We start from the raw sequence: 24,378 nt of genomic DNA, 5'->3' as shown, positions 1-24,378 counted from the left end.
TGCCATGCGCCGTCAAGGCTGCATCGCGCTGCTCCTGCTTTGTGCGGGCAGTGCGCCGCTGCCGCTGACCGCTGCGACCAGTCAGAGCTTTCAGGTCAGCGCCACGGTCACGGCGGGGTGTCTGGTGGTCGGTGGGGTGTCGAACTATGGCGGGCTGAATTTCGGTTCACGTTCGGCCCTGGCCACCGGCACGGTGCAGGTCGCGCTGACCGGCGGTGTGCAATTGCAATGCACACCGGGGGTGACACTGAACATGAGCGTCGATGGCGGTCAGTACAACAGCAGCGGCCGGCACATGCAGATCAACAGTGGCAGCGCGCGGGTGGCGTATACGCTGTTTCGCGATGCGGCGTACAGCCAGAGCCTGGGCATCGGCCAGAGCGTGGCGGTGGCCTATAGCGATGCGAACAACATCAGCCTGCCGATTTACGGTCAGGTGCAATTGCCGGGCAATCAGCCTGGGGGGACGTACAGCGACGTGTTGCAGGTGCAACTGTCGTGGTGAGGCGAAGGCTGGATTGCCGACAAGGAGCAGGTCTATGGGGTCAGTTACATCACGGCTTTCGTTGGTTCAGTGCGCGATGTTGGCGCTGGTCATGCTTGGGACCGGCAACGCGCTAGCGGCCAGTTCGGTATTGATCTGGCCGATTGACCCGGTGCTGGAGGCCGATCAGCAGGCCAGTGCGTTATGGCTGGAGAACCGCGGCAACGAAACCGCCAATCTGCAGATTCGCGTGTTCAGTTGGACCCAGAGCGGGTTCGAGGAGCAATACCAGAATCAACGCGACGTGATCGGCAGTCCGCCGGTGGCAAAGATCGAGCCGGGGCAAAAACAACTGGTGCGCCTGACCCGCACCAAAGACGTGCCGCCGGGGCAGGAACTGGCTTATCGAATCATCATCGACGAAATCCCGTCCGCACAACCGGCCTCCGCTGACGGCGGCAAGACCGCCGCTGCCATCCGCTTCCAGATGCGCTATTCGGTGCCGCTGTTTGCCTACGGCGCGGGGCTGTGGAGCAAGGAGGACAGCACTCGCCCGCGAGATCCCAAAGGCATCGGCCTGCCGCAATTGAGCTGGCGCACGGTGGCCGTGGAGGGGCGGCCATATGTAGAGGTGCGCAATCAGGGCGCGGTGCATGCGCGATTGACCGACGTGGCGATCAAGCAGGGCGGGCAGAGCAAGCCATTGGCCGAGGGACTGCTCGGTTACGTGTTGCCGGGCGCGGTGATGCGCTGGCCGGCGCCAGGTGCTGCGGCGGCTGATTCGGCGTTGCAGGTACGGGTCAATGGGGCGCCGCAGGTGCAGAGCATCAGCCCGGCACGGTAGCCGGACGAAGATTTTTTAGCTGTGCTTTTTGTGGTGAGGGAGCTTGCTCCCGCTGGGCTGCGAAGCAGCCCCAAAACAGATGACTGCAGTGTCTCAATTAAATTTGGGTGACTGGTTTTACGACGGCTGCGCCGCCGAGCGGGAGCAAGCTCCCTCGCCACATGGGTTGGGTAGTGTCACTGAGATATGAGTCTGGCTAGGGAAGTATCAGGAGGAATCAGTCCATTGACGGACGTAAAGCGCGTATGAGCCCAGGATGGGCTCGCCGTATTCAGCGTCCGTTGTGGCTCATGACCGGCGCGTGTTGCCTGGTGTTCGTTCAACCATCCGGGGGCGGTGAACTGCCGCCGCCTCCCAGCGGCATGGAGGCCGTCAGCGATGCACAGCTGTTTCTCGAACTGGTGGTCAACCAGATGAATACCGGACGTGTGGTGGCGGTGGATCAGCGCGACGGGCGGCTGTTTCTGCCGAGCACGGCGTTACGCGAAACCGGCATGAAACTGCCCGACGGTGTTGGCGCCGAAGTCGACCTCGACAGCCTGCCGGGGCTGCACAGCGATTACGACAGTGTCGGCCAGCGCCTGCTGCTGGATGTGCCACCGGAGTGGTTGCCGGAGCAGTTCATCGGCAATCGTCAGAACTACCCGCGCACGCCGGCACTGAGCAGTTTCGGCGCGCTGTTCAACTATGACCTGTACCTCAACGACACCGACGATGCCGGCACCTATCTGGCGGCGTGGAACGAGGTGCGGCTGTTCGACAGCTGGGGCACGTTGTCCAATACCGGGCAATACCGGCGCACCTTGTCCGGTGATTCGCTCAATACGATGAACAACGGCTACCTGCGTTACGACACCACATGGCGTTACTCCGATGACGAGCGAATGCTCACCTACGAGGCGGGCGACGTGATCAGCGGCGCGCTGCCCTGGAGCAGTTCGGTGCGCCTGGGGGGCGTGCAATTCTCCCGCGACTTTGCCGTGCGCCCGGATCTGGTGACCTATCCGCTGCCACAGTTTGCCGGCGAGGCGGCGGTGCCATCCTCGGTGGATCTGTTCATCAATGGCTACAAATCCAGCAGCGCGGAGCTGCAACCGGGGCCGTATACGCTGACCAACATTCCGTTCATCAACGGTGCCGGCGAAGCGGTGGTGGTGACCACGGATGCACTGGGGCGGCAGGTGTCGACCACTGTGCCGTTTTATGTGACCAGCAGTTTGCTGCAAAAGGGCCTGAGCGACTTTTCTGTGGCGGCCGGTACCTTGCGTCGCGACTACGCGCTGAAGGATTTCAACTATGGGCCGGGCGTCACTTCCGGCAGCCTGCGTTACGGCGTCAGCGACAGTTTTACCCTGGAAAGCCATGCTGAAGCCGCGCAAAACCTGACCCTCGGCGGGCTCGGCGGTAACCTGCGCCTGGGCAATTTCGGCGTGCTCAACAGTGCCATCAGTCAGAGCCGTTTCGACGGAGACGGCGGCGAGCAATTGAGCCTCGGTTATCAGTACAGCAATCAGCGTTTCAGCTTTTCTTACCAGCGCCTGCAACGCCACGATCAATACGCTGACCTGACCGTGGTCGACAGCCCCTATATCAGCCTCAGCCGCCGCAGCGAACAGGCCACGCTGAGCCTCAACCTGGATCGCTGGGGCAGCCTCGGTGCCGGGTATTTCGATGTGCGTGCCGCCGACGATTCCCGTACGCGCCTGCTCAACCTGAGCTGGAGCAAACCGTTGTGGCGCAACAGCAGTTTTTATCTGTCGGCCAACCGCGAGATCGGCGACAGCAACTGGGCTGTGCAGGCGCAACTGGTGATCCCGTTCGATCTGCGTGGCAGCCTGGCGATCAGCAGCGAGCGCAGCAAGACCGGGCAAACCCAGCAGCGCGTCAACTACAGTCGCTCGGTGCCGACCGAGGGCGGGGTCGGCTTCAATCTGGGGTACGCCAAGGGTGATGGCGCCGATTATCGCCAGGCCGACGTGACCTGGCGCCTGCAATCGGTGCAGTTGCAGGCCGGTGTGTATGGCACGTCCGACGCCGAAACCCGTTGGGCCGATGCCAGTGGATCGCTGGTGTGGATGGACCGGCAGGTGTTTGCCGCCAACCGCATCGACGATGCCTTTGTGGTGGTCAGCACCGATGGTTTTGCCGACATTCCGGTGCGTTACGAAAACCAGCAGGTGGGCCAGACCGATAAAAACGGTCATCTCCTGGTGCCGTGGAGCAGCGCTTACTACCGTGGCAAGTACGAAATCGATCCGCTGAACCTGCCGCCGAATGTGCGCAGCCCCAATGTTGAACAGCGCATCGCGGTACGCCGTGGTAGCGGTTATCTGCTGGAATTTCCGCTGAGCAAAATCATTGCCGCGAGTATCGTCCTGGTCGATGCGCAGCAACGTGAGCTGCCGTTGGGCGCAGGCGTGCTGCATGAAGAGAGCGGCGCACGCACCGTGGTCGGTTGGGATGGCCTGGTCTATCTGGAAAACCTGCAAGCGCAAAACTCGCTACAAGTAACGCTGGCGGATGGCAAAACCTGCAAGGCGCAGTTCAATGTCGACATGAACCAGAATCAGGTGCCGCTGATCGGCCCGCTGGTGTGCCAATGATCGGCGCACGCTGGCTGTTGTGGTTGGCGCTGTTGTCGCCGGGGGCGGCGCAGGCCGCTTGCTCGGTGGTCAGTACCACGCCGGCGGCCTTCGGAACGCTCAGTTCAATTGCCGTTCGCACTACATCGCAACCCAGCTCCACGCTCAATGGCGGGCTGAGTTGCACCGGCTCTTTGCTGTCACTGCTCACCAGCAATGACCACTTCTGGGGCACCGTTTCGTCGACCCAGAGCGGACTGCTCGGGCCCACTGGCGATGTCATCAGTTACACGGTCTACGCCAACAACAGCACCAGTTACCCGCTGACTCGCGGCACGGCGTATGACTTCGCCCGCAATGGCATCATCGATGCCTTGGGACTGCTGGGCGGTACGACGCCGAAAACCGTGCCGCTCTACCTGGGGACGACCATCGGCAGCAACGTCGCAGCGGGGGTGTATACCGAAACCCTGAGCATCTTCTGGAACTGGAATTACTGTTCGGGTATCGGCATCGGCGCCATTTGCCTTGGGCGCGACATCAACAGCGGCACTACCACGTTGACCGTGAACCTGACCGTCTCCAACGACTGCACGATCACGGCGCCAAACATCGCGTTCGGCAGCGCACCGGTGGTCAGCGCCTTCACACCGGTCACCGGGCAGACCATCAACCTGGCCTGCACCAAGGGCAGCGCCTACACCGTGGGCCTGAGCGACGGGCAAAACCCGGTCAGCGCGGGTGGGCGACGACGGATGATTTCCGGGAGCAACTATCTGGCCTATGACATTTTCAAAAGTGCCGGCACGACGCGCTGGGGCAGTGTCGGGGCGGCACGTCGGGCGAGTACCGATGCCGAGGTCAATCCGGGCAATGGACTCGGGACTGGCAGCCAGATTTTCAATTACAACGCGAAGATCTACACCGACCAGACCACACCGCCGGCAGGGACGTATCTGGACAACGTGGTGCTGGATGTGGGGTTCTGAACCTTGCGCCGACCCCTAGTGGGAGCGGGCTTGCCCGCGAAAGCGGAGTGTCAGCCAATATAAATATCGCCTGACACGACGCCTTCGCGGGCAAGCCCGCTCCCACAGGGTCATGCAGTGTTTCAAAACTGTTTCAGCAGGGGGGCAGCCGGTGTATCAACCGGGCTGACCATCGCATAGTTGTAGCCACCACCCGACCAGTATTCGGCCTGCAGATCCCCGTCACTGCGGGTGCCACGCGGCAAAAAGGTGTTTTTCGGGCCGGGTGGGCGAACGTAAAAGCTCACCTTGTGCCCACTCGCATCCTCATACATCACCATCGCCGCTGGCCCCTCATCGGTGCTGAGCAGACGTCCGCTGACCGGTTGGAACCCGGCCGCCGTCAGATCCGGCAAACGACGGGCCTGCGTGAAATAGCGGTCGAGCCAGCGCTGCATATCGCCATCGCCTGCCATTTGGTAATCCGCCGGCAGCATGCCTTGCTGAGCAATCAGTCGATAAGCCTGCAAGGCGTCGGTCATGGGTAATACAGAGGAGCGCACCAAGGTCATTTCCCGAGCCTGCCAACCGCTGAAACCGCCGACGCTCACCGCGATCAGCAACACCGCGGCGCTGGCCAGATGACGGCGTGACTGACGTTTCTGGCGCTGGCGAATCATCGCCGGATCAAGCGCTGGATTCATCGGTTGCTGCAACGCGCCACTCAACGCCGCGCGCAGTTGCTGGGCATCCTGTTGCCAGGCGCGAACCTGCGCGGCGTCATCCGGGTGGCTGGCCAGCCAGGTCTCCAGCACACGCCGATCGGCATCGCTGAGCTGGTGGTCGACATAAGCGTGCAGGTCACGCTCGTTGGGAGGCAGGCTGATCATTTGAGTATCCGCAAAGAAGGACTGCTGATTTCGCCGTCGCTGAGTTGGCGCAAGGCCTGGCGGGCGCGGGACAGGCGCGACATCACGGTGCCGATCGGGGCGCCAAGGATCTCGGCGACCTCTTTGTAGGAAAGGCCTTCGACCGAGACCATCAGCAGCAGGGCACGCTGCTCGGTGGGCAGTCGGTCGAAGGCTTGCAGGGTCGACTGGGCGATGACGGTGCGCTCCACCGAAGGTTCGGCATCGTCGCGACCGGTGAAGAATTCGAGCATCCGCGCATAGCGGCGCGAACGACGATGGGCATCGAGAAACTGGCGGTACAGGATCGCGAACAGCCATGCACGCAAATCGCCGTCGGCGCGCTTGTCGCCCCAACCCGACAGGGCGCGCTCCAGACTCGCCTGCACCAGATCGTCGGCGCTGCTGCTGTTGCGTGTCAGTGACACGGCAAAGCGGCGCAATCTGGGGATCAGCTCACGCAGTTGTTCATCGAGTGCGTTCATGCCGAGGTTTTCATCGAAGGCAATACCCTGAGCCAGAAAGACAGTGTTGAGAAGGAAGACGCCCCTCAGCGAAGCTTATTCCATCCTCGTAGCTGTAAGTTTTTATCCTTCGTTTTGTATGACGGCTCTCCGCGAGTTGTAGTCCATGTAATGGATTTCAATTTCCCTGCTCAACACATTTGAAAGGCGCGTTTTTCTACCGGTGCAGCCAAGGCCACCGATGACGGACGTGACCAGAAAATGGTTGAAATCAGAAAAGGGAATTTCCAATGAATGCGTTCGCGATAACTAACCGGTCGACACGGGGCTTCGATTCCCGGTTGAAAGTTCAGTCCAACCCATGGCAGCGCTTTGGCTGCGGCCCAAAAGTCGAGCCTGACGCGAGGTTGATTCATCGCGCAATCGAAGCACAAGCCCTTGCCCGGCCTCAGGCTGTCGCCGCTCGGCATCAGGGCCATTCCATCACCTACGGCGAACTGAACCGCCAGGCTAATCGACTCGCCGCAGTTTTGCTCAAACAAGGCGTGTTACCGGGCGACCATTTGGGACTGTTCGTCGAAAGGTCGATTCCGATGCTGGTGGGCATGCTGGCCACGCTGAAAGTCGGGGCCGCCTATATTCCGCAGCATGTGGGTATTACCCCCGCTGCGCAATTACGCCACATCATGGACGTCGCCCAGGTGCGGGTAGTCCTGACGCTATCCGAACTGGCGCCGGCGATTCCGCTGGCCGCGGCACAACACTGCATCCACCTGGATGAATTCATCCGTGTCGCCAGTGTCGCCGCGGACGAACTGAATACTTTTGGCGCAACATCATCAGCTGACTCACTGTGTTTTGTATTGTTTACGTCGGGCACCACCGGACTGCCCAATGGCGTACGTGTGACTCAGCGCAACGTCTGCAACATTCTGCTGACCGAGCCCGGCAATCTCGGCATGCGACCGGGGTTGAAAGTCGGTCAGATCCTCAACATCGCGTTCGATATGGCGGCCTGGGAAGTGCTGGGGTGTCTGGCTCACGGTGCGACGCTCATGATCCGAGGCAAAGACATCGCGCAGACCGCTGAACAGTGTGACGTGTTAATCGCGACTCCGTCGATTCTTGCCACGCTTGACCCCGCTCGTTGTGGCCAAGTGAAAGTGGTCGCTTTGGCGGGTGAGCCTTGCCCACAGCCGTTGGCGGATCGCTGGGCAGCGATTTGCACGTTTTACAATGCGTGTGGGCCGACGGAAACCACGATCGTCAATACCATGCAGCACTATCGGGGCTCGGGAGCACTGACGATTGGCAAGCCGACGCCCAACAACACGGTGTATGTGCTCGATGAAGCAGGGCAACTTTGCGAGCCGGGTGAGCAGGGCGAGATGTGGGCGGGCGGCGATTGCGTGACGGCGGGTTATCTGGGCAATGCTCAACTGACCCGTGAGCGTTATCGGCCCGACCCATTTCTGGGCCAGGGGCGCGTGATGTTCCGGACCCGCGATCTGGGGCGCTGGACGGCAGACGGTGAGCTTGAGCACCTGGGACGTGTCGATGATCAGGTAAAGGTCAGGGGCTTTCGGGTTGAGCTCGACTCGGTGTCTGCGGTCCTGGAGTCTGCGCCGAACTGTGAACGCGCGGTCACACTGAAGCTCGATAATCGTCAACTGGTAGCCTTCGTCTATCCCGCCAGAACTGACGTCGATGCGGCGCGAGTCTGCTGTGAAGCACGGCTTGCCTATTATTGTGTGCCCTCGCTGATTCTCGCTGTGGATGAGATTCCGCTGACGTCCCGGGGCAAAATCGACAAGCGATTACTACTCGAGTGGGCTGTGGCGCATCAGGCGTCAAATGCGGGCGTCGATGCTCAGGTGAAGGCATGAGCGGGCCTGATTTGAACATCGTTTTACCTGCTCGACGGGTGCTCTGGCGGCGCCTGGGAACGCTGCCGATGTTCTCGCATTACAATCGTCTGGTGGTGCTGGTGCTGGCCTGCAACATCGCCGTGCTGGTTTACGGCATCAAGGTCGGACAATGGTGGGCGACCGCCGGTGCGGATTTGCAGACGCTGTCCGGGCTGGTGGTGGCTAACCTGTCGTTGGCCATACTGATTCGTCAGCAGTACCTCATCAATCTGTTGTTCTGGCTGGCTACCCGGGCGCCCACCAGCTGGCCGCTGGCGATTCGGCGAACGCTGGCCAAGGTCTTCCACTTCGGCGGGCTGCACAGCGGTGGGGCGATGGCTGCGATTGCGTGGTTTGCGTTGTTGTTCGGTTCGATGCTCTGGCAGCGCTTTCAGGGGCCGGGCGGTGTTTCGCTGACCTTGATCGGACTGAATGGCGGGCTGCTAGGGTTAATGTTGCTGGTGGCAATCATGGCCATGCCGGCCATTCGCGGGCGATTCCACAATGCATTCGAACGAACTCACCGTTTTGCCGGATGGGCTGCGCTCGCGATGTTCTGGGCGATGACGCTGGTGTCTACCCGAGAGCAGAATCCGACGGCGGCGATGATGGACGTTCTTTCTGTGTCTGCCTCGTTCTGGGTGTTGCTGCTGGTGACGTTCAGCATCGCGTTGCCCTGGCTGCATTTGCGAAAAGTGCCGGTCAGTCTGGTTCGGCCTTCGTCACATGCAGTGATTGCCCACTTCAGTCACCACACACCGTTTGCCGGGTCCGCGACGGCCATCAGCCGTAATCCGCTGTGGGAATGGCATTCCTTCGCCAATATTCCTGCGCCGGGGCAGGACGGTTTCCGACTGATTATTTCCCGTGCCGGCGACTGGACCGGTGCTTTTATCGAGCAGGCGCCAACGCATGTTTGGGTCAAGGGCATTACCACCGCCGGCGTGGCGCACATTGAAACGCTGTTCAAATCGGTGGTGTATATCGCCACCGGCAGCGGTATCGGGCCGGTGCTGCCACATCTGTTGGCCAGACAAGTGCCCATACGCTTGATCTGGTCGACTCGCAGTCCGAGAGCCACCTACGGCGATCCGCTGGTGGACGAAATCCTCGAAGCCCAGCCTGACGCCCTGATCTGGGACACGGACGTGCGGGGAAAACCCGATCTGGTGACCCTGGCTTATACCGCCGTACAGTCGTTCGGCGCTGAAGCGGTCATTTGCATCTCCAATCAGACATTGACTGAGCGCGTGGTCGAGGAAATGGAAGCTCGGGGCATACCGGCCTACGGCGCTATCTGGGATTCCTGACAAGGCTGCGAAGTTTTTCTGACAGGCACTATTTTCAAGAAATGAGATGAACATGAATCTACTGATTGAACGACTGGGCCGGGTTGTGCTGATCCGGCTGAATCGCCCGCAAGCCCGAAATGCCCTGAGTACGCAGATGATGCAGGAGCTGTTGGATACGCTTCGTGGGCTGGATGCTGATCCGGATGTGGGTTGTTTCGTGATTACCGGTACGAAGGAGTACTTTGCCGCGGGCGCCGATATCAAGGAAATGTATGCGAAATCCTGCGTGGAAATGATCCAGGAGGATTACTTTGCCGGCTGGGATGCTTTCACCGGATTCCGGACGCCGAAGGTGGCAGCCGTCGCGGGTTTTGCCTATGGCGGTGGCTGTGAGTTGGCGATGATGTGTGATGTGATCATCGCGGCTGAATCGGCGAAGTTTGCGTTGCCGGAAATTACCCTGGGTGTAATGCCGGGCATGGGCGGAACTCAACGGTTGACGCGCGCAATAGGTCGGGCAAAAGCCATGGACATGATTCTCACCGGACGTTCTATCAACGCCAGGGAGGCCGAACAGGCGGGACTGGTGTCGCGTGTAACGGCCACCGATCAATTGCTCGAACAGGCACTGGCGGTTGCGCAGCGGATTGCCGGATTTTCAGGCGCGGCGACGGCGGCTGCCCGCGAAGCGGTAGATCGTGCGCAGGAATTAGCACTGCGCGAAGGCATATTGTTTGAGCGTCGGGTATTTCATGGCTTGTTTGCCACCCCCGGGCAGAAAGAGGGAATGCAGGCGTTTCTGGAGAAGCGTGAACCCCGATTCGAGCATGTTTAAATTACTCAAACGCAGCGTCACACGTAGTGCGGTGAAAGAAACTACAGTTCAAAGGGAATAAACCTACGAGGCGTGCGTCTCATAGCACCTTTCCCTATGGCCATTGGCCCTGGAGTCTTTCATGGTTGATCGCATCTCACCCGATATCAAGAGGCCCGGCGGGCCGCAACGCCCGCCATTGAGTGCGGCGAGCCTGATTCTGCGTCTGGGCGGCATTGCTGTGGTAGTCGCTGCGGTGGCCGGAGCGTTTGCCTACGTTCACGGTAACTTTGACCCACAGCGTCTGACGCCCAAGGCGCTGGTCGATGTACTGGAAAAGAACAACGGCGTCCACCCGGGCTTTCGCCGCAATCACGCCAAAGGTGTGTGCGTGATCGGGCATTTCGAGAGCAGTGGCGAGGCGCGGGTGTTCTCCACCGCGCAGGTGTTCAACGAGCCACGCACTCCGGTGGTCGGGCGTTTTGCGTTGCCGGCGGGCAATCCTTATGCGCCGGACAGCAGCGTGCCGATCCGCAGTCTGGCGCTGCGATTTACCCAGGCCAATGGGCAGCAATGGCGCACCGGGATGAACAGCATGCCGGTGTTCCCGGTTGGCACGCCTGAGGCGTTCTATCAATTGCAGCAGGCGCAGTCGCCGGATCCGGCCACGGGTAAGCCTGACCCGGCGAAGGTTCCGGCGTTCTTCGCCTCTCACCCGGAAGCCGTGCCGTTTCTGACGTGGGTCAAGACTGCAAAACCGTCCGCCAGTTATGCCACCGAAACCTATAACAGCGTCAACGCGTTCTACCTGGTCGACGCCAGCGGCAAAAAGCAGGCGGTGCGCTGGAGCATGACGCCGTTGGCGCAAGACGCGGCCGGTGCCAGTGCACCTGAGGGCGCAGATTTTCTGGAAAAAGACTTGGTGCAACGCTTGGCCGCTGCGCCGCTGCGTTTTCAGCTGAACATCACCCTGGCGGACGCCGATGACCCGGTAAACGATGCCAGCAAAACCTGGCCCGCCGGGCGCAAGGTGTTGAACGCCGGCACGTTGGTGCTGGAAAAGACCCAGCCGCAACTCAGTGGCGAGTGCCGCGACATCAACTATGACCCGCTGGTGCTGCCAGCCGGGATTCAAGGTACCGACGACCCGTTGCTAGCCGCGCGTTCGGCCGGCTACGCCGATTCCTATCTGCGCCGTACCAGCGAAGTCAGCCAGTTGCCCGCCGCCAAACAGGAGGCTCGTCAATGAGAACTCAACCGACTCATTTCGCGCTGCTGGCGCGGTTGCTGCACTGGCTGATGGCGCTGATGATCATTGCGATGCTGTTTATCGGGGCCGGAATGGTCACCTCGGTGTCAGAACGGCATGAATGGCTGATCCACCTGCACAAGCCGTTGGGGATTGCGATTCTTGCGCTGGTGATCGTGCGCCTGCTGGTGCGTTTCTCGACTCGCCAGCCACCGCTGCCGGCAGACCTGCCGGACTGGCAGGTACTGGCGGCGAAGGCTTCGCACGTCTTGCTGTACGCGCTGATGCTGGCGCTGCCGTTGCTCGGCTGGGCGATGATCAGCGCGTCGGGCGAGCCCGTCATGCTCAGCAGTTCGCTGCAATTGCCGTCGATTGTGCCGGCGGATGCGCAGCTGTTTGCGCTGCTGCGCAAGGCTCATGGTTATCTGGCCTACCTGTTGTTCCTGACGGTGCTGCTGCACTTGGCGGCGGCGCTGTTTCACGGCTGGGTGCGCCGCGACGAAGTGCTCGACAGCATGTTGCGCGGGCGTGATCGCGATTAACGCCGGGCCTCTGTGGTCAGGGAGCAAGCTCCCTCGCCACGAGGTTGTGGCGCCAGGGTTTTCCACCAGTAGAGCAGGGCGACGGTGTTGATTGCGGCACCGAGCAGGCACACGGCGGTCCAGCCGGCCCACGCATACATGGCGGTCGAGCCGATTGAGCCCAGGGCGCTACCGATCGAGTAGAACAGCATATATCCGGCGGTGAGGCGGCTTTGCGCTTCGGGGCGCACGCTGTAGATCATGCTTTGACTGGTCACGTGAACGGCTTGCAGGCCCAGATCGAGGGTGATCACGCCGAGCAGCAGCGCCCATAGCGAAGACTGGGTGAGGGCGATCGGCAGCCACGAACCGAGCATCAGCAACAACGACAGTCCGCTGACCCATTGGCCCAGACCACGATCAGCCAGGTGCCCGGCGCGCGCCGCAGCCAGTGCACCGGCTGCACCGGCAAGGCCAAACAGGCCGATTTCGCTGTGCGACAGCGAGAGCGGTGGCGCTGCGAGCGGCAGGACCATCGGCGTCCACAGCACCATGGCGCTGGCGAATGTCAGCAGGGCGAGCAGCGCGCGTTGGCGCAGAACCGGTTCTTCCTTGAACAGGACGAATACCGAGGTGATCAATGCGCGATAGGTCGACGCCGGTTGTGGGTCTTCATGCTTGGGCAATACGCGAAGCAACAGCAACGCCATCAACAACGTCAGGCCCGCCGACAGCCAATAGATTGCGCGCCATCCGGCCAGATCAGCCATTCCTCCTGCAACGGTACGCGCCAGCAGGATGCCGACGACGATGCCGCTGGTGACCACACCCACCACTCGTCCCCGTTGTGCCGGGATCGCCAGGGTCGCGGCATAGGCCACCAGCACTTGCGTCACCACGGCGAGTAAACCGGTCAGTGTCATGCCCAGCAGCAACCAGACGCTGTTGGGGGCCAGTCCGATCATTAACAGGGCCACGGCGGATAGCAGCGTCTGGCTGACGATCAACCGCCGTCGGTTGAGCAAATCGCCGAGTGGCACCAGCAGCACCAATCCGACGCCGTAACCCACCTGTGTCAGGGTGATAACGATACCGATGGTTGCCGGCGACAAAGCGAATGCGTCGGCCATGGCATCCAGCAGTGGCTGCGCGTAATACACATTGCCCACTGCCAGACCACAGGCCACGGCGAAGAGCAGCACCACGCTGCTACTGAGTGATTGAGGTTTCATACCCGGATCCTTTTTAGGTTTCAAATTAAAACCAGAATCACGGTAGGTAATTTGGTTTCACTTTGCAACCTGATTAATCGAATCCGTGGACCACACAAAGCAAAAGATCGCAGACAAGCTGCGATCTTTTGCAGGCGCGAGGGGAGCGGATCAGCGCAGGGTATCGACCATATCGGCGATTGTGGTCAGCACGTCCTTGCCCAGTTGTTTCGAGCGTTTGCCCGACCAGCCGGTTTGCGGGTTCGGCGCGTCGTCGTGATCCTTGAACGGCATTTCCAGGGTCAGCGACAGGCAGTCATACTTCTGGCCGACGCTATTGCACGCTAGGGTCATGTTGGCCTGGCCCGGTTCGTCGCGGGTGTAGCCGTACTGGGTCTGGAAGTCCTTGGTGGTGCGCTTGAGGTGGCTGCGGAAATGCTCTTCGAGTTTCTCGATCCGTGGCGTGTAACCCGGATTGCCCTCGCAACCAGCGGTGAATACGTGAGGGATTTCTTCATCGCCGTGTACGTCAAGGAACAGATCGACGCCGTACTTTTCCATCTGCTGCTGGACGAACAGTACTTCGGGGCTGACTTCCTGGCTGGCATTCTGCCAGGCGCGGTTCAGATCCTGCCCCATTGCATTGGTGCGCAGATGACCATGGAAAGCGCCGTCCGGGTTCATGTTCGGTACAAGGTAAAGGTCGGCGCTGGCGAGCAGTTTGTTCAAGACCGGATCGTCGTGTTTTTCCAGACGCTCGATCACGCCTTCCATGAACCATTCGGCCATGTGCTCGCCCGGATGCTGTTGGGCGATGATCCAGACTTTGCGCTGGCCTTCGGCGCCACTGCCTTTGCGCAGCAGTTGAATGTCGCGGCCCTCGACGCTCTTGCCGGTCGCCAGCAACTCGGTGCCGGCCTTGGTCAGTGCCTGCTCGATCAGCCAGTCGTGGCGGCCACGGCTATAGGGTTCGAAGTAGGCGAACCAGGCGTGGGTCTGCTCGGCTTCGAGGCAGAAGCGCAGGCTGTCACCTTCGAATTGGGTGGGTATGCGGAACCAGTTGACGTGGTCGTAGGACGCAACGGCCTGGTAGCCGGTCCAGGCTTTGTTGTAGGAGGACTGGCTGGCGTTGACCAGGCGAAACCAGTGTTCCTGATGGACATGCAGGCCGCTGGCCTTGAAGTGGAACCACTGGAAATGCGCGCTGCGGGTGTCTGGGCGAATAGCCAGAACCGGGTTGAGCGGATTACTGATGTCGATGACTTGGATGTTGCCGCTGTCGAAGTTGGCGCTGATGTCGAACGAAGATTTGGCCACGGTCATAATCGGTTCCTGAATATGATTTTTATGGCGGCTACTTTACACGCAAGACAGCGGTGAAACCGAGGGAAATTGCGGGGTGTGGCGGGGGGCGTCTTCCATGACGCGGACGCAGCTTAGGGGCTATGCGATTGATTCTCAAGTGCTAATTGCTATTAGTTTGGCCCAATGTGGCCGGGCCTGGCTTGCCAACCGATATTCTTTTGATATTATCCGCGCCATCGAATTTGCAGCACATAAAGACTTCATTAGCCTGAAGCCACAAGCCCGAAAAACGGGCAAAAAAAAGACCCGGCAAAAAGCCGGGTCAAAAACCGTGATTAGCCTGATGAGGAGATAGTCCAGAAGACCGACCTAAGGTCTCTGGTCCATCGACTGATCTCGCGACCAGCTGCTTGCAATAATAATCATTATCATTTGCAAGTCAAATGTTTTTATCTGCGCGATTGGAAAATTCTTTCCTGTCCGTCCCAATTCCGTTCCTCAGACTTCCTCGCTATCGAGTGAATGGTCGACCATCGCCCGCGCCATATCCACCATGTGCACCACCGAAAAGGCCAGGTCGCGACTCGCGCCTTGCAAATTTTCCGCTGCCTTGAAGGCGGTCGCCGCCGCACATCGCAGCAAATCCGAGGCGTGCACCAGGGCCTCTTCGCCACTGAGATGGCGTCTGACGTCGAAAAATCGTTCATCGACTTCGGGTTCTGATACAGCAGGTTTCAAGTAATAGTCCAGGGCACGCTGTGCCGCTGCGTTGCCTTGGGGAGAGGTGAACGTGGTGTCCATTTGCAGATCTGGCAAGTCTTTGCTGCTGATATTCATGATAAGGGCCACTCCTTGTTCGATTGAAAATCCGTGGCTTCAGAATAGTACGATGCGTAGTTGTGACTAGAATTTAAATACTACAATATGTGTTTTGTCGGCCGAAGGCGTCAGCGTAAGGTGCCGCACATGGATAAATGGATTGAGTTGGTCAAGGCCAAGATGAGTGAACTCAAAATCACTCAAACAGAGCTCGGAGAGCGCGTCGGCATGTCCCAGGGCGGGATCGGCCATTGGCTGAACAAACGCCGGGAGCCTGGTATCACGCAAATGAACCGCGTGCTGCAGGCACTGGGCATGGACTTCCTTGAAGTGGTCCTGGTGATTCGCGAACCGCAAGTCACGCCGGACGACGACATGCCGCTGGCGCAGAAGTACAACCCGTACTTCCGCTACCCGGTCAGCGATTGGCGAACACCGTGCGAAGTGCGCGAAAACGGTCAGCCGGCCTACGTCTCGTCGACAGACAAGCAGGTTTTCCAACTGACGGACTACCATGCCCGAGGGGCGGCGTTCTGGCTGACGGTGGCTGGAGACTCGATGACCGCACCCCGCGGCCCGAGCATTGCCGAAGGCATGCTGATCCTGGTGGATCCGGAGGCGGAAGCGGTGCCTGGCAAACTGGTGATTGCGCGGTGGGCCGACAGCGAAGAGGCGATCTTCCGCAAGCTGGACGAAGAGGGCGGCCAGCGTTACCTGGTGCCGCTCAATCCGACCTGGCCGAAAGCCTTGTTTACCGATGACTGTCGAATCATCGGCGTAGTGGTTCAGGCAACGGCGCGTTACTAGTCAGATCGATCCTCGCTTGGCGTAGGATCGATCTTCGTCATTTACACTTCTTCCAATTCAACCAGAGCGCTGCCTTCGCCAACCATTTCACCTTCCTGGCAATACAGCGCTTTGATCACCCCGGCATGCGGCGCGCGGATACTGTGTTCCATCTTCATGGCTTCCAGCACCACCAGTTGCGCACCGGCCTCTACTGATTGCCCGGCCTCGACCAGAACACGCACGATGCTGCCGTTCATGGGCGCAGTCAGGCCACCCTGATGACTATGGCTGGCTTCTACGGCGCTGATCGGGTCAAAGGCCTGAATACGCCGCAACTCACCCTCCCATTGCAGAAACAACGAATCGCCCTGGCGAATCGCGCGCAAGGAACGACGCACGCCGTCGTGTTCGACAACCAGCGCTTCACCGGAAAGTTTCGCGTCGCCACTGGCGCCCAAGGTCAGCGCTCGATCCTGGCCTTCGCAACTCAAATGCACAGTGATTTCCTGCGGCAGACCTGCACGCAAACCACTGTTCATTGCCCATGGCGAACTCGGGTCATCCTTGCGCGCAAGCGCCGGCAAAGTCTGCACGAACGCTTGCGCCCCGGCATTCCAGAACGCATCACTCAACTCGCCCGGAACCGGCAACAGTTGCTCCTGATAACGCGGAATAAACCCGGTATCCAGTTCCGCTGCGGCAAACGCCGGATGCGCGATGATTCGGCGCAGAAAATTGATGTTGGTCTTCAGTCCGCCAATCGCGAATTCATCGAGCATGCCCAACAACCGCAGTCGCGCCTGTTCACGATCCTCGCCCCAAGCAATCAGCTTGCCGAGCATCGGGTCGTAGAATGGCGAAATCTCGTCACCTTCTGCAACGCCGCTATCCACCCGCCGTCCCGGCCCCTCAGCCGATTCGCGATATAACTCCAGACGCCCGGTGGCTGGCAGGAAATCGTTCGACGGATCTTCGGCATACAGCCGCACTTCAATTGCATGTCCGTTGAGCGGCACTTGCGCTTGTGTGATCGGCAGCGCTTCCCCACGGGCCACGCGAATCTGCCACGCCACCAGATCCAGTCCGGTGATGGCTTCGGTGACTGGATGCTCGACCTGCAGCCGCGTATTCATCTCCATGAAGAAGAACTCGCCGCGTGCATCCAGCAAGAACTCCACGGTGCCGGCGCCGACATAGCCGATCGCCTGCGCCGAACGAACCGCTGCCTCGCCCATGGCGCGACGCAGTTCCGGTGTCAGGCCAGGTGCCGGTGCTTCCTCGACGACTTTCTGGTGGCGGCGCTGAATCGAGCAGTCACGCTCGTTGAGGTAAAGGCAATTGCCATGCTGGTCGGCAAACACCTGGATCTCCACATGGCGCGGCTTGAGCAGGTATTTCTCCACCAGCATCCGCGAATCACCGAACGACGACTGCGCCTCACGCTGAGCCGAGGCCAGCGCTTCGGCCAATTGACTGACGTCCTCGACGACTTTCATGCCCTTGCCGCCGCCACCGGCAGTGGCCTTGAGCAACACTGGATAACCAATCCGCTCACAGGCATCACGAAAGGTATCCAGATCCTGGGCTTCGCCGTGATAACCCGGCACCAGCGGCACGCCAGCCGTTTCCATCAACGCCTTGGCGGCGGATTTGCTGCCCATGGCGTCGATGGCCGAGGCGGGTGGGCCGAGGAAAATCAGGCCCGCCACTTCAATGGCGCGAGCAAACCCGGCGTTCTCGGAGAGAAAGCCATAACCCGGGTGAATCGCCTGCGCGCCGCTGGCTTTCGCTGCAGCGATCAGTTTGTCGATTTGCAGATAGCTGTCGGCGGCTTTGCTGCCACCGAGATCAACGCGGATATCCGCTTCACGGCTGTGCCGCGCGTCGCGGTCGGTGGCGCTGTGCACAGCGACGGTGGTCAGGCCCAGAGCCTTGGCGGTGCGCATCACGCGGCAAGCGATTTCGCCACGGTTGGCCACCAGCAGGGTGGTGAGAACAGGTGCGCTCATCAACGCGGCTCCTTGGTGGTGGTTGCGGCTTGCCAGCCCGGTGGGCGTTTTTGCAGAAAGGCGCGCAAGCCTTCCTGGCCTTCGGGGCTGACGCGGATGCGCGCGATGGCGTTTTCGGTGTAGCGACGCAGCGCCGGGGTCAGTGCACCGTTGCCGACCTCGCGCAGCAAGTCTTTGCTGGCTCGCATGGCAGCGGGGCTGTTGAGCAGCAGGTTGTCGATCCACTGTTCAACTTGCCCATCAAGTTCGGTCGCCGGATAGCTCTCGGACAACAAACCGATTTCCCGAGCACGCTGGCCACCAAAGCGTTCGGCGGTCAGGGCATATCGACGTGCGGCACGTTCGCCGATGGCCTGCACCACGAACGGGCTGATCACCGCAGGTGCCAAACCGATGCGCACTTCCGACAGGCAGAACTGCGCGTCATCCGCACCAATCGCCATGTCGCAGCAACTGATCAGGCCCAGTGCGCCGCCGAACGCCGCGCCCTGGACCACGGCCAGGGTCGGGATTTTCAGCTTGGCGAGGTTGTACATCAACTCTGCCAGTTCGCGGGCGTCGTCGAGGTTGGTGTGGTAATCAAGTTCGGCCGATTGCTGCATCCAGGCCAGATCGGCACCGGCGCTGAAATGTTTGCCGCGCCCGCGCACCAGGAGGAAACGCAGACTGGCGTCGCTGGCCACCTTGTCGAGGGCGAGGATCAGCTCGCGGATCATCTCGGCATTGAACGCGTTGTTCTTTTCGGCGCGGTTGAGCCACAGCGTGGCGAAACCGCGTGGGTCAGTCTGCAGTTCAAGGGTGTTGAAATCGCTCATGAGATTCTCCCGATCACATCCGGAACACGCCGAAGCGGCTCGGTTCGATTGGCGCGTTCAGCGACGCGGACAAGGCCAGGGCCAGCACATCGCGGGTCTGCGCCGGGTCGATGACGCCGTCGTCCCACAGCCGCGCACTGGAATAGTAGGGATGCCCCTGTTCTTCGTATTGGTCGAGGATCGGCTGCTTGATGTCGGCTTCCTGCTCGGCACTGAAGTGCTGGCCGCTACGCTCGGCCTGTTCGCGTTTGACCTGCACCAGTACACCCGCTGCCTGTTCGGCGCCCATCACGCCAATTCGCGCGTTCGGCCACATCCACAGAAAACGCGGATCGTAGGCCCGGCCGCACATGCCGTAGTTACCGGCGCCGAAGCTGCCGCCGATGATCACGGTGAATTTCGGCACCTTGGCACAGGCCACGGCGGTCACCAGTTTCGCGCCGTGCTTGGCGATGCCGCCGGCCTCGTATTTCTGCCCGACCATGAAGCCGGTAATGTTCTGCAGGAACAGCAATGGAATGCCACGCTGGCAGGCCAGTTCGATGAAGTGCGCGCCTTTCTGCGCGGCTTCAGCGAAGAGGATGCCGTTGTTGGCGAGGATCGCAATCGGATAGCCGTGCAGATGAGCAAAACCGCACACCAGCGTGGTACCGAACAGCGCTTTGAACTCATCGAACACCGATCCGTCGACCAGTCGCGCAATCACTTCGTGCACATCGAACGGTTGCTTGGCGTCGGCCGAGACCACGCCATATAGCTCGTCACTGGCGTACAGCGGTGCAATCGGCGCGCGCTGCTGCACTTCGCCGAGCTTGCGCCAGTTGAGGTTGGCAACGCTGCGGCGGGCGAGGGCGAGGGCGTGCTCGTCGCTCTCGGCATAATGGTCGGCCACCCCGGAAATCTTGCAGTGCACATCGGCGCCACCAAGGTCCTCGGCGCTGACCACTTCTCCGGTCGCGGCTTTCACCAACGGCGGGCCAGCGAGGAAAATGGTTGCCTGATTGCGCACCATGATCGCTTCGTCAGCCATCGCTGGCACGTACGCACCACCAGCGGTGCACGAGCCCATGACCACGGCGATCTGCGGGATGCCCATGGCGCTCATGTTGGCCTGGTTGAAAAAGATCCGGCCGAAGTGCTCGCGATCCGGGAACACTTCATCCTGACGCGGCAGGTTGGCGCCGCCGGAGTCCACCAGATAAATGCACGGCAGGCGGTTTTGCTGGGCGATGGTCTGCGCGCGCAGGTGTTTCTTCACGGTCAGCGGATAATACGAGCCACCTTTCACGGTCGCGTCGTTGGCGACGATCATGCATTCGACGCCTTCAACCCGACCGATCCCGGCAATCACGCCAGCGGCGGGCACGTCTTCGCCATAAACGGCGTGCGCGGCCAACTGACTGATTTCCAGAAACGGCGAGCCCGGATCGAGCAAGCGATTGATGCGCTCACGCGGCAGCAGTTTGCCCCGTGAGGTGTGGCGTTCCTGAGCCTTTGCGCCGCCACCCTGCGCCACTTGGGCAAGCAGGGTATGCAAGGCGTCGACTTGCTTGAGCATCGCTGCGCTGTTGGCGGCGAACTCCGCTGATCGAGGATTGAGCTGAGTGTGCAAAATAGCCATGGCCAGCTCCGTTTTAGCGGGTTTCGTTGAACAGTTCGCGACCGATCAGCATGCGACGGATCTCACTGGTGCCGGCGCCGATTTCGTACAGCTTGGCGTCACGCAACAGACGCCCGGCCGGGAACTCGTTGATGTAGCCGTTGCCGCCAAGAATCTGGATCGCGTCGAGGGCCATTTGTGTGGCGCGCTCGGCGGTGTAGAGGATCACGCCGGCGGCGTCCTTGCGCGTGGTTTCGCCGCGCTCGCAGGCCTGGGCGACGGCGTAGAGATAGGCGCGGCTGGCGTTGAGCTGGGTGTACATGTCAGCAACTTTGCCCTGGATCAGCTGGAATTCGCCGATGCTCTGGCCGAACTGTTTGCGGTCGTGAATGTACGGCACGATCAGGTCCATGCACGACTGCATGATCCCGGTCGGGCCACCTGAAAGAACAACGCGCTCGTAATCGAGGCCGCTCATCAAGACTTTTACGCCGCCGTTGAGCACGCCGAGAATGTTCTCTTCCGGCACTTCAACGTCGTCGAAAAACAGCTCGCAAGTGTTTGAGCCGCGCATGCCGAGCTTGTCGAACTTGTTGCTGCGGCTGAAGCCTTTCCAGTCGCGCTCGACGATGAATGCGGTGATGCCGTGCGGGCCTTTTTCCAGATCGGTCTTGGCGTAGATCACGTAGGTGTTGGCGTCGGGGCCGTTGGTGATCCAGGTCTTGCTGCCGTTGAGGACAAAGCGATCACCGCGTCTGTCGGCGCGCAGTTTCATCGAAACCACGTCGGAGCCGGCGTTAGGCTCGCTCATCGCGAGGGCGCCGACGTGTTCGCCGCTGATCAGCTTCGGCAGGTATTTGCTTTTCTGTTCGTGGTTGCCGTTGCGGTTGATCTGGTTGACGCAGAGGTTGGAGTGCGCGCCGTAGGACAACGCCACCGACGCCGAGCCGCGACTGATTTCTTCCATCGCCACCACGTGCGCCAGGTAACCCAGGCCAGCACCGCCGTACTCTTCCGGCACGGTGATGCCGAGCAGGCCCATGTCACCGAATTTGCGCCACATGTCGGCGGGGAACAGGTTGTCACTGTCGATCTGCGCCGCACGCGGAGCGATCTCCTTAGCGACGAAGGACTGAACCTGATCGCGCAGCATGTCGATGGTTTCACCGAGGGCGAAATTCAGGGATGGATAGCTCATGAGGCACCTTTTGGCTTTTTTGTAGGGTGGGGAGAGTGGCGTTTCAGTTCTCACCTTTACGTTAACGTAAGCCTGTGGCGAATGGCTGTCAATCACCCTTTACGTTAACGTCAACTTGAGCGAGAGTAGGGGTAGTTCAAGATTGAAAGCGGACCGGTTCTGTAGGACTGAGCCTTTGTGGTGAGGGGATTTATCCCCGATGGGGCGCGTAGCGGCCCTGAAACCTGTGATCGCGTTAAAAACGCATTCGCCGGGTACTCGTCTGCTTCGCAGCCGATCGGGGATAAATCCTCTCGCCACAAAGCTCAATCCTGCAAGTGACTGTCGGCAACCCATAAATAAAGACAATAGGGGTCGTCATGGATCAACCCAGTGCAAACCCGCAGCGCAGCTATAGCCGCGGTTCTCAGGACAAGGCCTTGCTGGCGATGACCATCGGGCAGAAGTTCGACGAGACCGTCACGCAGTACGCGGACGGCGAGGCGCTGGTGGTGCGCCATCAGCAGTTGCGCTACTCATGGCGACAACTGGCCGACGCCGTGGATGTGCATGCCAGAGCCTTGCTCGCATTGGGTTTGCAGGCTGGCGACCGGCTCGGCATCTGGGCACCGAATTGCGCGCAGTGGTGCATCACGCAAATCGCCACGGCGAAAATCGGCGTGATCCTGGTCAACATCAATCCGGCTTACCGCAGCTCCGAACTGGAATACGTGCTCAAGCAGTCCGGCTGTCAGTGGCTGGTCTGTGCGGGGGCGTTCAAGTCTTCCGACTATCACGGCATGTTGCAGGGCCTGGTGCCGGAGCTGGCCGAGCAATCCATCGGTCAGTTGCGGAGCGAGCGTCTGCCGGATTTGCGCGGAGTGATCAGTCTCGACAAACAGCCGCCGTCAGGTTTCCTGCCATGGTCACAATTGGCCGATCTGGCCATCAATGCCTCCCCAGAGCAATTACGTGAACGCAGCAACAGCCTGCACTTTGATCAACCCGTGAACATCCAGTACACCTCCGGCACAACCGGTTTCCCCAAGGGCGCGACCCTCAGTCACTACAACATCCTCAACAACGGTTACATGGTCGGCGAAAGCATTGGCCTGACCCCGACTGATCGCCTGGTGATCCCGGTGCCGCTGTATCACTGCTTCGGCATGGTCATGGGCAACCTTGGTTGCATTACCCACGGCAGCACGATGGTTTACCCCAACGATGCCTTCGATCCGTTGCTGACCCTGCAAACCGTCGCCGAGGAAAAGGCCACCGGGTTGTATGGCGTGCCAACCATGTTCATTGCCATGCTCGATCAGCCGCAACGCGCCGAACTCGATCTGTCGAGCCTGCGCACCGGGATCATGGCTGGCGCTACCTGCCCGATCGAAGTGATGCGCCGGGTCATCAGCGAGATGCACATGAACGAAGTGCAGATCGCTTACGGCATGACTGAAACGAGCCCGGTGTCGTTGCAAACCGGCCCGAATGACGAGCTTGAATTGCGTGTGACCACCGTCGGCCGCACTCAGCCGCAACTGGAAAGCAAGATCATCGACGAAACCGGCAACCCGGTACCACGCGGCACCATCGGCGAGCTGTGCACTCGCGGTTACAGCGTGATGCTCGGTTACTGGAGCAATCCGCAAGCCACGGCAGAGGCTATCGATGAGGCGGGCTGGATGCACACCGGCGATCTGGCGAGCATGAATGAAGAGGGTTACGTCAACATCGCCGGGCGCAACAAGGACATGATCATCCGTGGCGGCGAGAACATTTATCCGCGTGAGCTGGAAGAATTCTTCTTCACTCACCCGGCGGTAGCGGACGTGCAGGTGATCGGCATTCCGTGTTCGCGTTACGGTGAAGAGATCGTCGCCTGGATCAAGTTTCACCCCGGCCACCACGCTTCCGAGCTGGAGCTGCAAACCTGGTGCAAGGAGCGCATCGCGCACTTCAAGACGCCACGGCACTTCAAGTTCGTCGAAGAGTTTCCGATGACGGTGACGGGCAAGATTCAGAAGTTCAGGATGCGGGAAATGAGCATCGAAGAGCTGAAAACAATCAAGCGGTGAACACAAACACTGTGGGAGCTGGCTTGCCAGCGATGGCGTCGAATCAGCCAGCATCAATGTTGAATGATCTACCGCAATCGCTGGCAAGTCGAATCGTCGCACCGCAGCTCCCACAGGGATTTGAGGGGATTCAGGAATCACAGAAAGCACAAAGGGGAGCCGAGGCTCCCCTTTAATTTTGTCGTCGCGTGCTCTTTTTTATTATTGAGGGTCGGTCTGTTGTTGTTTTTGGCAACCGTGGCCCTTTACCGCTGTTTTTGGCGACCCCCATCCGGGGTCAAGAGCAAACGTATTTTTTTGAGCGCTGATCTGCTTTCTCGTTAAACGATCCAACCGATTCGGGAGCTACCTGAAGGTAGTTTTATTGTTCTCTGCCCGGTTGCGGGTCACTCCTGAGAGCACCCTGAAAAGCACACCTTCTCCAAAAAAATCTGTTAGCTGCGTCTCTGCCGTGTTGTTTTTGTTATGTCAGAGTCGGTACGTCTTATTTTTATTGTGGTTTGCTGCTTTTTATTCTTGTTATGCCATAGAGATAGCAGAAC

The 24,378-nt window shown here is 60.2% G+C and carries 21 protein-coding genes; 12 read left to right on the top strand and 9 right to left on the bottom strand.

What is annotated here, in order from left to right; all coding sequences use genetic code 11:
• The first annotated feature begins 4 nt into the window (after positions 1–4).
• From KI231_RS18890 to KI231_RS18875, 4 genes are all read left to right on the top strand, one after another.
• Complete coding sequence (locus tag KI231_RS18890; RefSeq protein ID WP_103305252.1) at positions 5–505, top strand: Csu type fimbrial protein; 501 nt, start codon at positions 5–7, stop codon at positions 503–505.
• 34 nt (positions 506–539) lie between these two features.
• Positions 540–1,328, top strand: coding sequence for a fimbrial biogenesis chaperone (locus KI231_RS18885; RefSeq protein WP_212809548.1), 789 nt, complete (start codon positions 540–542; stop codon positions 1,326–1,328).
• Between the two features lie 245 nt (positions 1,329–1,573).
• Positions 1,574–3,931, top strand: coding sequence for a fimbria/pilus outer membrane usher protein (locus tag KI231_RS18880; protein WP_212809546.1), 2,358 nt, complete (start codon positions 1,574–1,576; stop codon positions 3,929–3,931).
• Positions 3,928–4,899 (top strand): Csu type fimbrial protein, encoded by a 972-nt coding sequence (locus KI231_RS18875; RefSeq protein WP_103305256.1) that lies wholly within the window; start codon positions 3,928–3,930, stop codon positions 4,897–4,899. The genes KI231_RS18880 and KI231_RS18875 overlap by 4 nt, the downstream gene beginning before the upstream one ends.
• A 122-nt stretch (positions 4,900–5,021) precedes the next feature.
• On the opposite strand, the gene KI231_RS18870 is transcribed toward KI231_RS18875, so the two are convergent.
• Positions 5,022–5,768, bottom strand: coding sequence for an anti-sigma factor family protein (locus tag KI231_RS18870; RefSeq protein WP_212809544.1), 747 nt, complete (start codon positions 5,766–5,768; stop codon positions 5,022–5,024).
• Positions 5,765–6,271 carry an RNA polymerase sigma factor gene (locus KI231_RS18865; RefSeq protein ID WP_212809542.1) on the bottom strand — a complete coding sequence of 169 codons (507 nt, stop codon included), beginning with the start codon at positions 6,269–6,271 and terminating at the stop codon, positions 5,765–5,767. Before KI231_RS18865 ends, KI231_RS18870 begins: the two co-directional genes overlap by 4 nt.
• A 269-nt stretch (positions 6,272–6,540) precedes the next feature.
• On the opposite strand from KI231_RS18865, the gene KI231_RS18860 reads away from it, so the two are divergent.
• The 5 genes from KI231_RS18860 to KI231_RS18840 all read left to right on the top strand — a co-directional run bounded on the left by KI231_RS18860 (position 6,541) and on the right by KI231_RS18840 (position 12,054).
• A complete protein-coding gene (locus tag KI231_RS18860; RefSeq protein ID WP_212809540.1) occupies positions 6,541–8,136 on the top strand; it encodes an amino acid adenylation domain-containing protein in 1,596 nt (531 codons plus the stop codon).
• The gene (locus KI231_RS18855; RefSeq protein ID WP_212809538.1) at positions 8,133–9,467 is read left to right on the top strand and encodes an FNR domain-containing protein; all 1,335 of its coding nucleotides are present in this window, start codon (positions 8,133–8,135) and stop codon (positions 9,465–9,467) included. The genes KI231_RS18860 and KI231_RS18855 overlap by 4 nt, the downstream gene beginning before the upstream one ends.
• A gap of 52 nt (positions 9,468–9,519) precedes the next feature.
• A complete protein-coding gene (locus KI231_RS18850; RefSeq protein WP_212809536.1) occupies positions 9,520–10,284 on the top strand; it encodes an enoyl-CoA hydratase-related protein in 765 nt (254 codons plus the stop codon).
• Between the two features lie 121 nt (positions 10,285–10,405).
• On the top strand, positions 10,406–11,512 hold the full coding sequence (locus KI231_RS18845) for a catalase family peroxidase (RefSeq protein ID WP_212809534.1): 1,107 nt from the start codon (positions 10,406–10,408) through the stop codon (positions 11,510–11,512).
• Positions 11,509–12,054, top strand: a complete 546-nt coding sequence (locus KI231_RS18840; RefSeq protein WP_103305262.1) for a cytochrome b — start codon at positions 11,509–11,511, stop codon at positions 12,052–12,054. Before KI231_RS18845 ends, KI231_RS18840 begins: the two co-directional genes overlap by 4 nt.
• On the opposite strand, the gene KI231_RS18835 is transcribed toward KI231_RS18840, so the two are convergent.
• Both KI231_RS18835 and KI231_RS18830 read right to left on the bottom strand, forming a co-directional pair.
• The gene (locus KI231_RS18835; protein ID WP_212809532.1) at positions 12,051–13,265 is read right to left on the bottom strand and encodes an MFS transporter; all 1,215 of its coding nucleotides are present in this window, start codon (positions 13,263–13,265) and stop codon (positions 12,051–12,053) included. The two genes, KI231_RS18840 and KI231_RS18835, sit on opposite strands and share 4 nt — an antisense overlap.
• Positions 13,266–13,415: 150 nt before the next feature.
• A complete protein-coding gene (locus tag KI231_RS18830) occupies positions 13,416–14,567 on the bottom strand; it encodes a M14 family metallopeptidase (RefSeq protein ID WP_103305264.1) in 1,152 nt (383 codons plus the stop codon).
• Between the two features lie 97 nt (positions 14,568–14,664).
• Here KI231_RS18830 and KI231_RS18825 point away from each other — a divergent pair, with 97 nt between their 5' ends.
• Positions 14,665–14,904, top strand: a complete 240-nt coding sequence (locus KI231_RS18825) for a hypothetical protein (RefSeq protein WP_103305265.1) — start codon at positions 14,665–14,667, stop codon at positions 14,902–14,904.
• Between the two features lie 143 nt (positions 14,905–15,047).
• On the opposite strand, the gene KI231_RS18820 is transcribed toward KI231_RS18825, so the two are convergent.
• The gene (locus tag KI231_RS18820) at positions 15,048–15,386 is read right to left on the bottom strand and encodes a DUF6124 family protein (RefSeq protein WP_103305266.1); all 339 of its coding nucleotides are present in this window, start codon (positions 15,384–15,386) and stop codon (positions 15,048–15,050) included.
• Between the two features lie 129 nt (positions 15,387–15,515).
• On the opposite strand from KI231_RS18820, the gene KI231_RS18815 reads away from it, so the two are divergent.
• Entirely contained in the window at positions 15,516–16,175 is a 660-nt protein-coding gene (locus KI231_RS18815; protein WP_249412051.1) for a LexA family protein, read from the top strand.
• A gap of 41 nt (positions 16,176–16,216) precedes the next feature.
• Here the strand turns inward: KI231_RS18815 and KI231_RS18810 are convergent, their stop codons facing one another.
• Genes KI231_RS18810 through KI231_RS18795 form a run of 4 tightly spaced genes read right to left on the bottom strand, consistent with a single transcriptional unit; the run spans position 16,217 to position 21,779 of the window.
• Complete coding sequence (locus tag KI231_RS18810) at positions 16,217–18,166, bottom strand: acetyl/propionyl/methylcrotonyl-CoA carboxylase subunit alpha (protein ID WP_212809528.1); 1,950 nt, start codon at positions 18,164–18,166, stop codon at positions 16,217–16,219.
• The gene (locus KI231_RS18805; RefSeq protein ID WP_212809526.1) at positions 18,166–18,981 is read right to left on the bottom strand and encodes a gamma-carboxygeranoyl-CoA hydratase; all 816 of its coding nucleotides are present in this window, start codon (positions 18,979–18,981) and stop codon (positions 18,166–18,168) included. The genes KI231_RS18810 and KI231_RS18805 overlap by 1 nt, the downstream gene beginning before the upstream one ends.
• A gap of 13 nt (positions 18,982–18,994) precedes the next feature.
• Positions 18,995–20,602 (bottom strand): carboxyl transferase domain-containing protein, encoded by a 1,608-nt coding sequence (locus KI231_RS18800; RefSeq protein WP_212809524.1) that lies wholly within the window; start codon positions 20,600–20,602, stop codon positions 18,995–18,997.
• Between the two features lie 13 nt (positions 20,603–20,615).
• A complete protein-coding gene (locus tag KI231_RS18795) occupies positions 20,616–21,779 on the bottom strand; it encodes an isovaleryl-CoA dehydrogenase (protein ID WP_103305271.1) in 1,164 nt (387 codons plus the stop codon).
• Between the two features lie 359 nt (positions 21,780–22,138).
• Here KI231_RS18795 and KI231_RS18790 point away from each other — a divergent pair, with 359 nt between their 5' ends.
• Complete coding sequence (locus KI231_RS18790; RefSeq protein ID WP_212809522.1) at positions 22,139–23,836, top strand: AMP-binding protein; 1,698 nt, start codon at positions 22,139–22,141, stop codon at positions 23,834–23,836.
• Positions 23,837–24,378: the final 542 nt, after the last annotated feature.

The organism is Pseudomonas sp. Seg1, assembly GCF_018326005.1.
Taxonomy (GTDB): domain Bacteria; phylum Pseudomonadota; class Gammaproteobacteria; order Pseudomonadales; family Pseudomonadaceae; genus Aquipseudomonas.
This window is presented reverse-complemented; position numbering and strand designations above follow the sequence as displayed.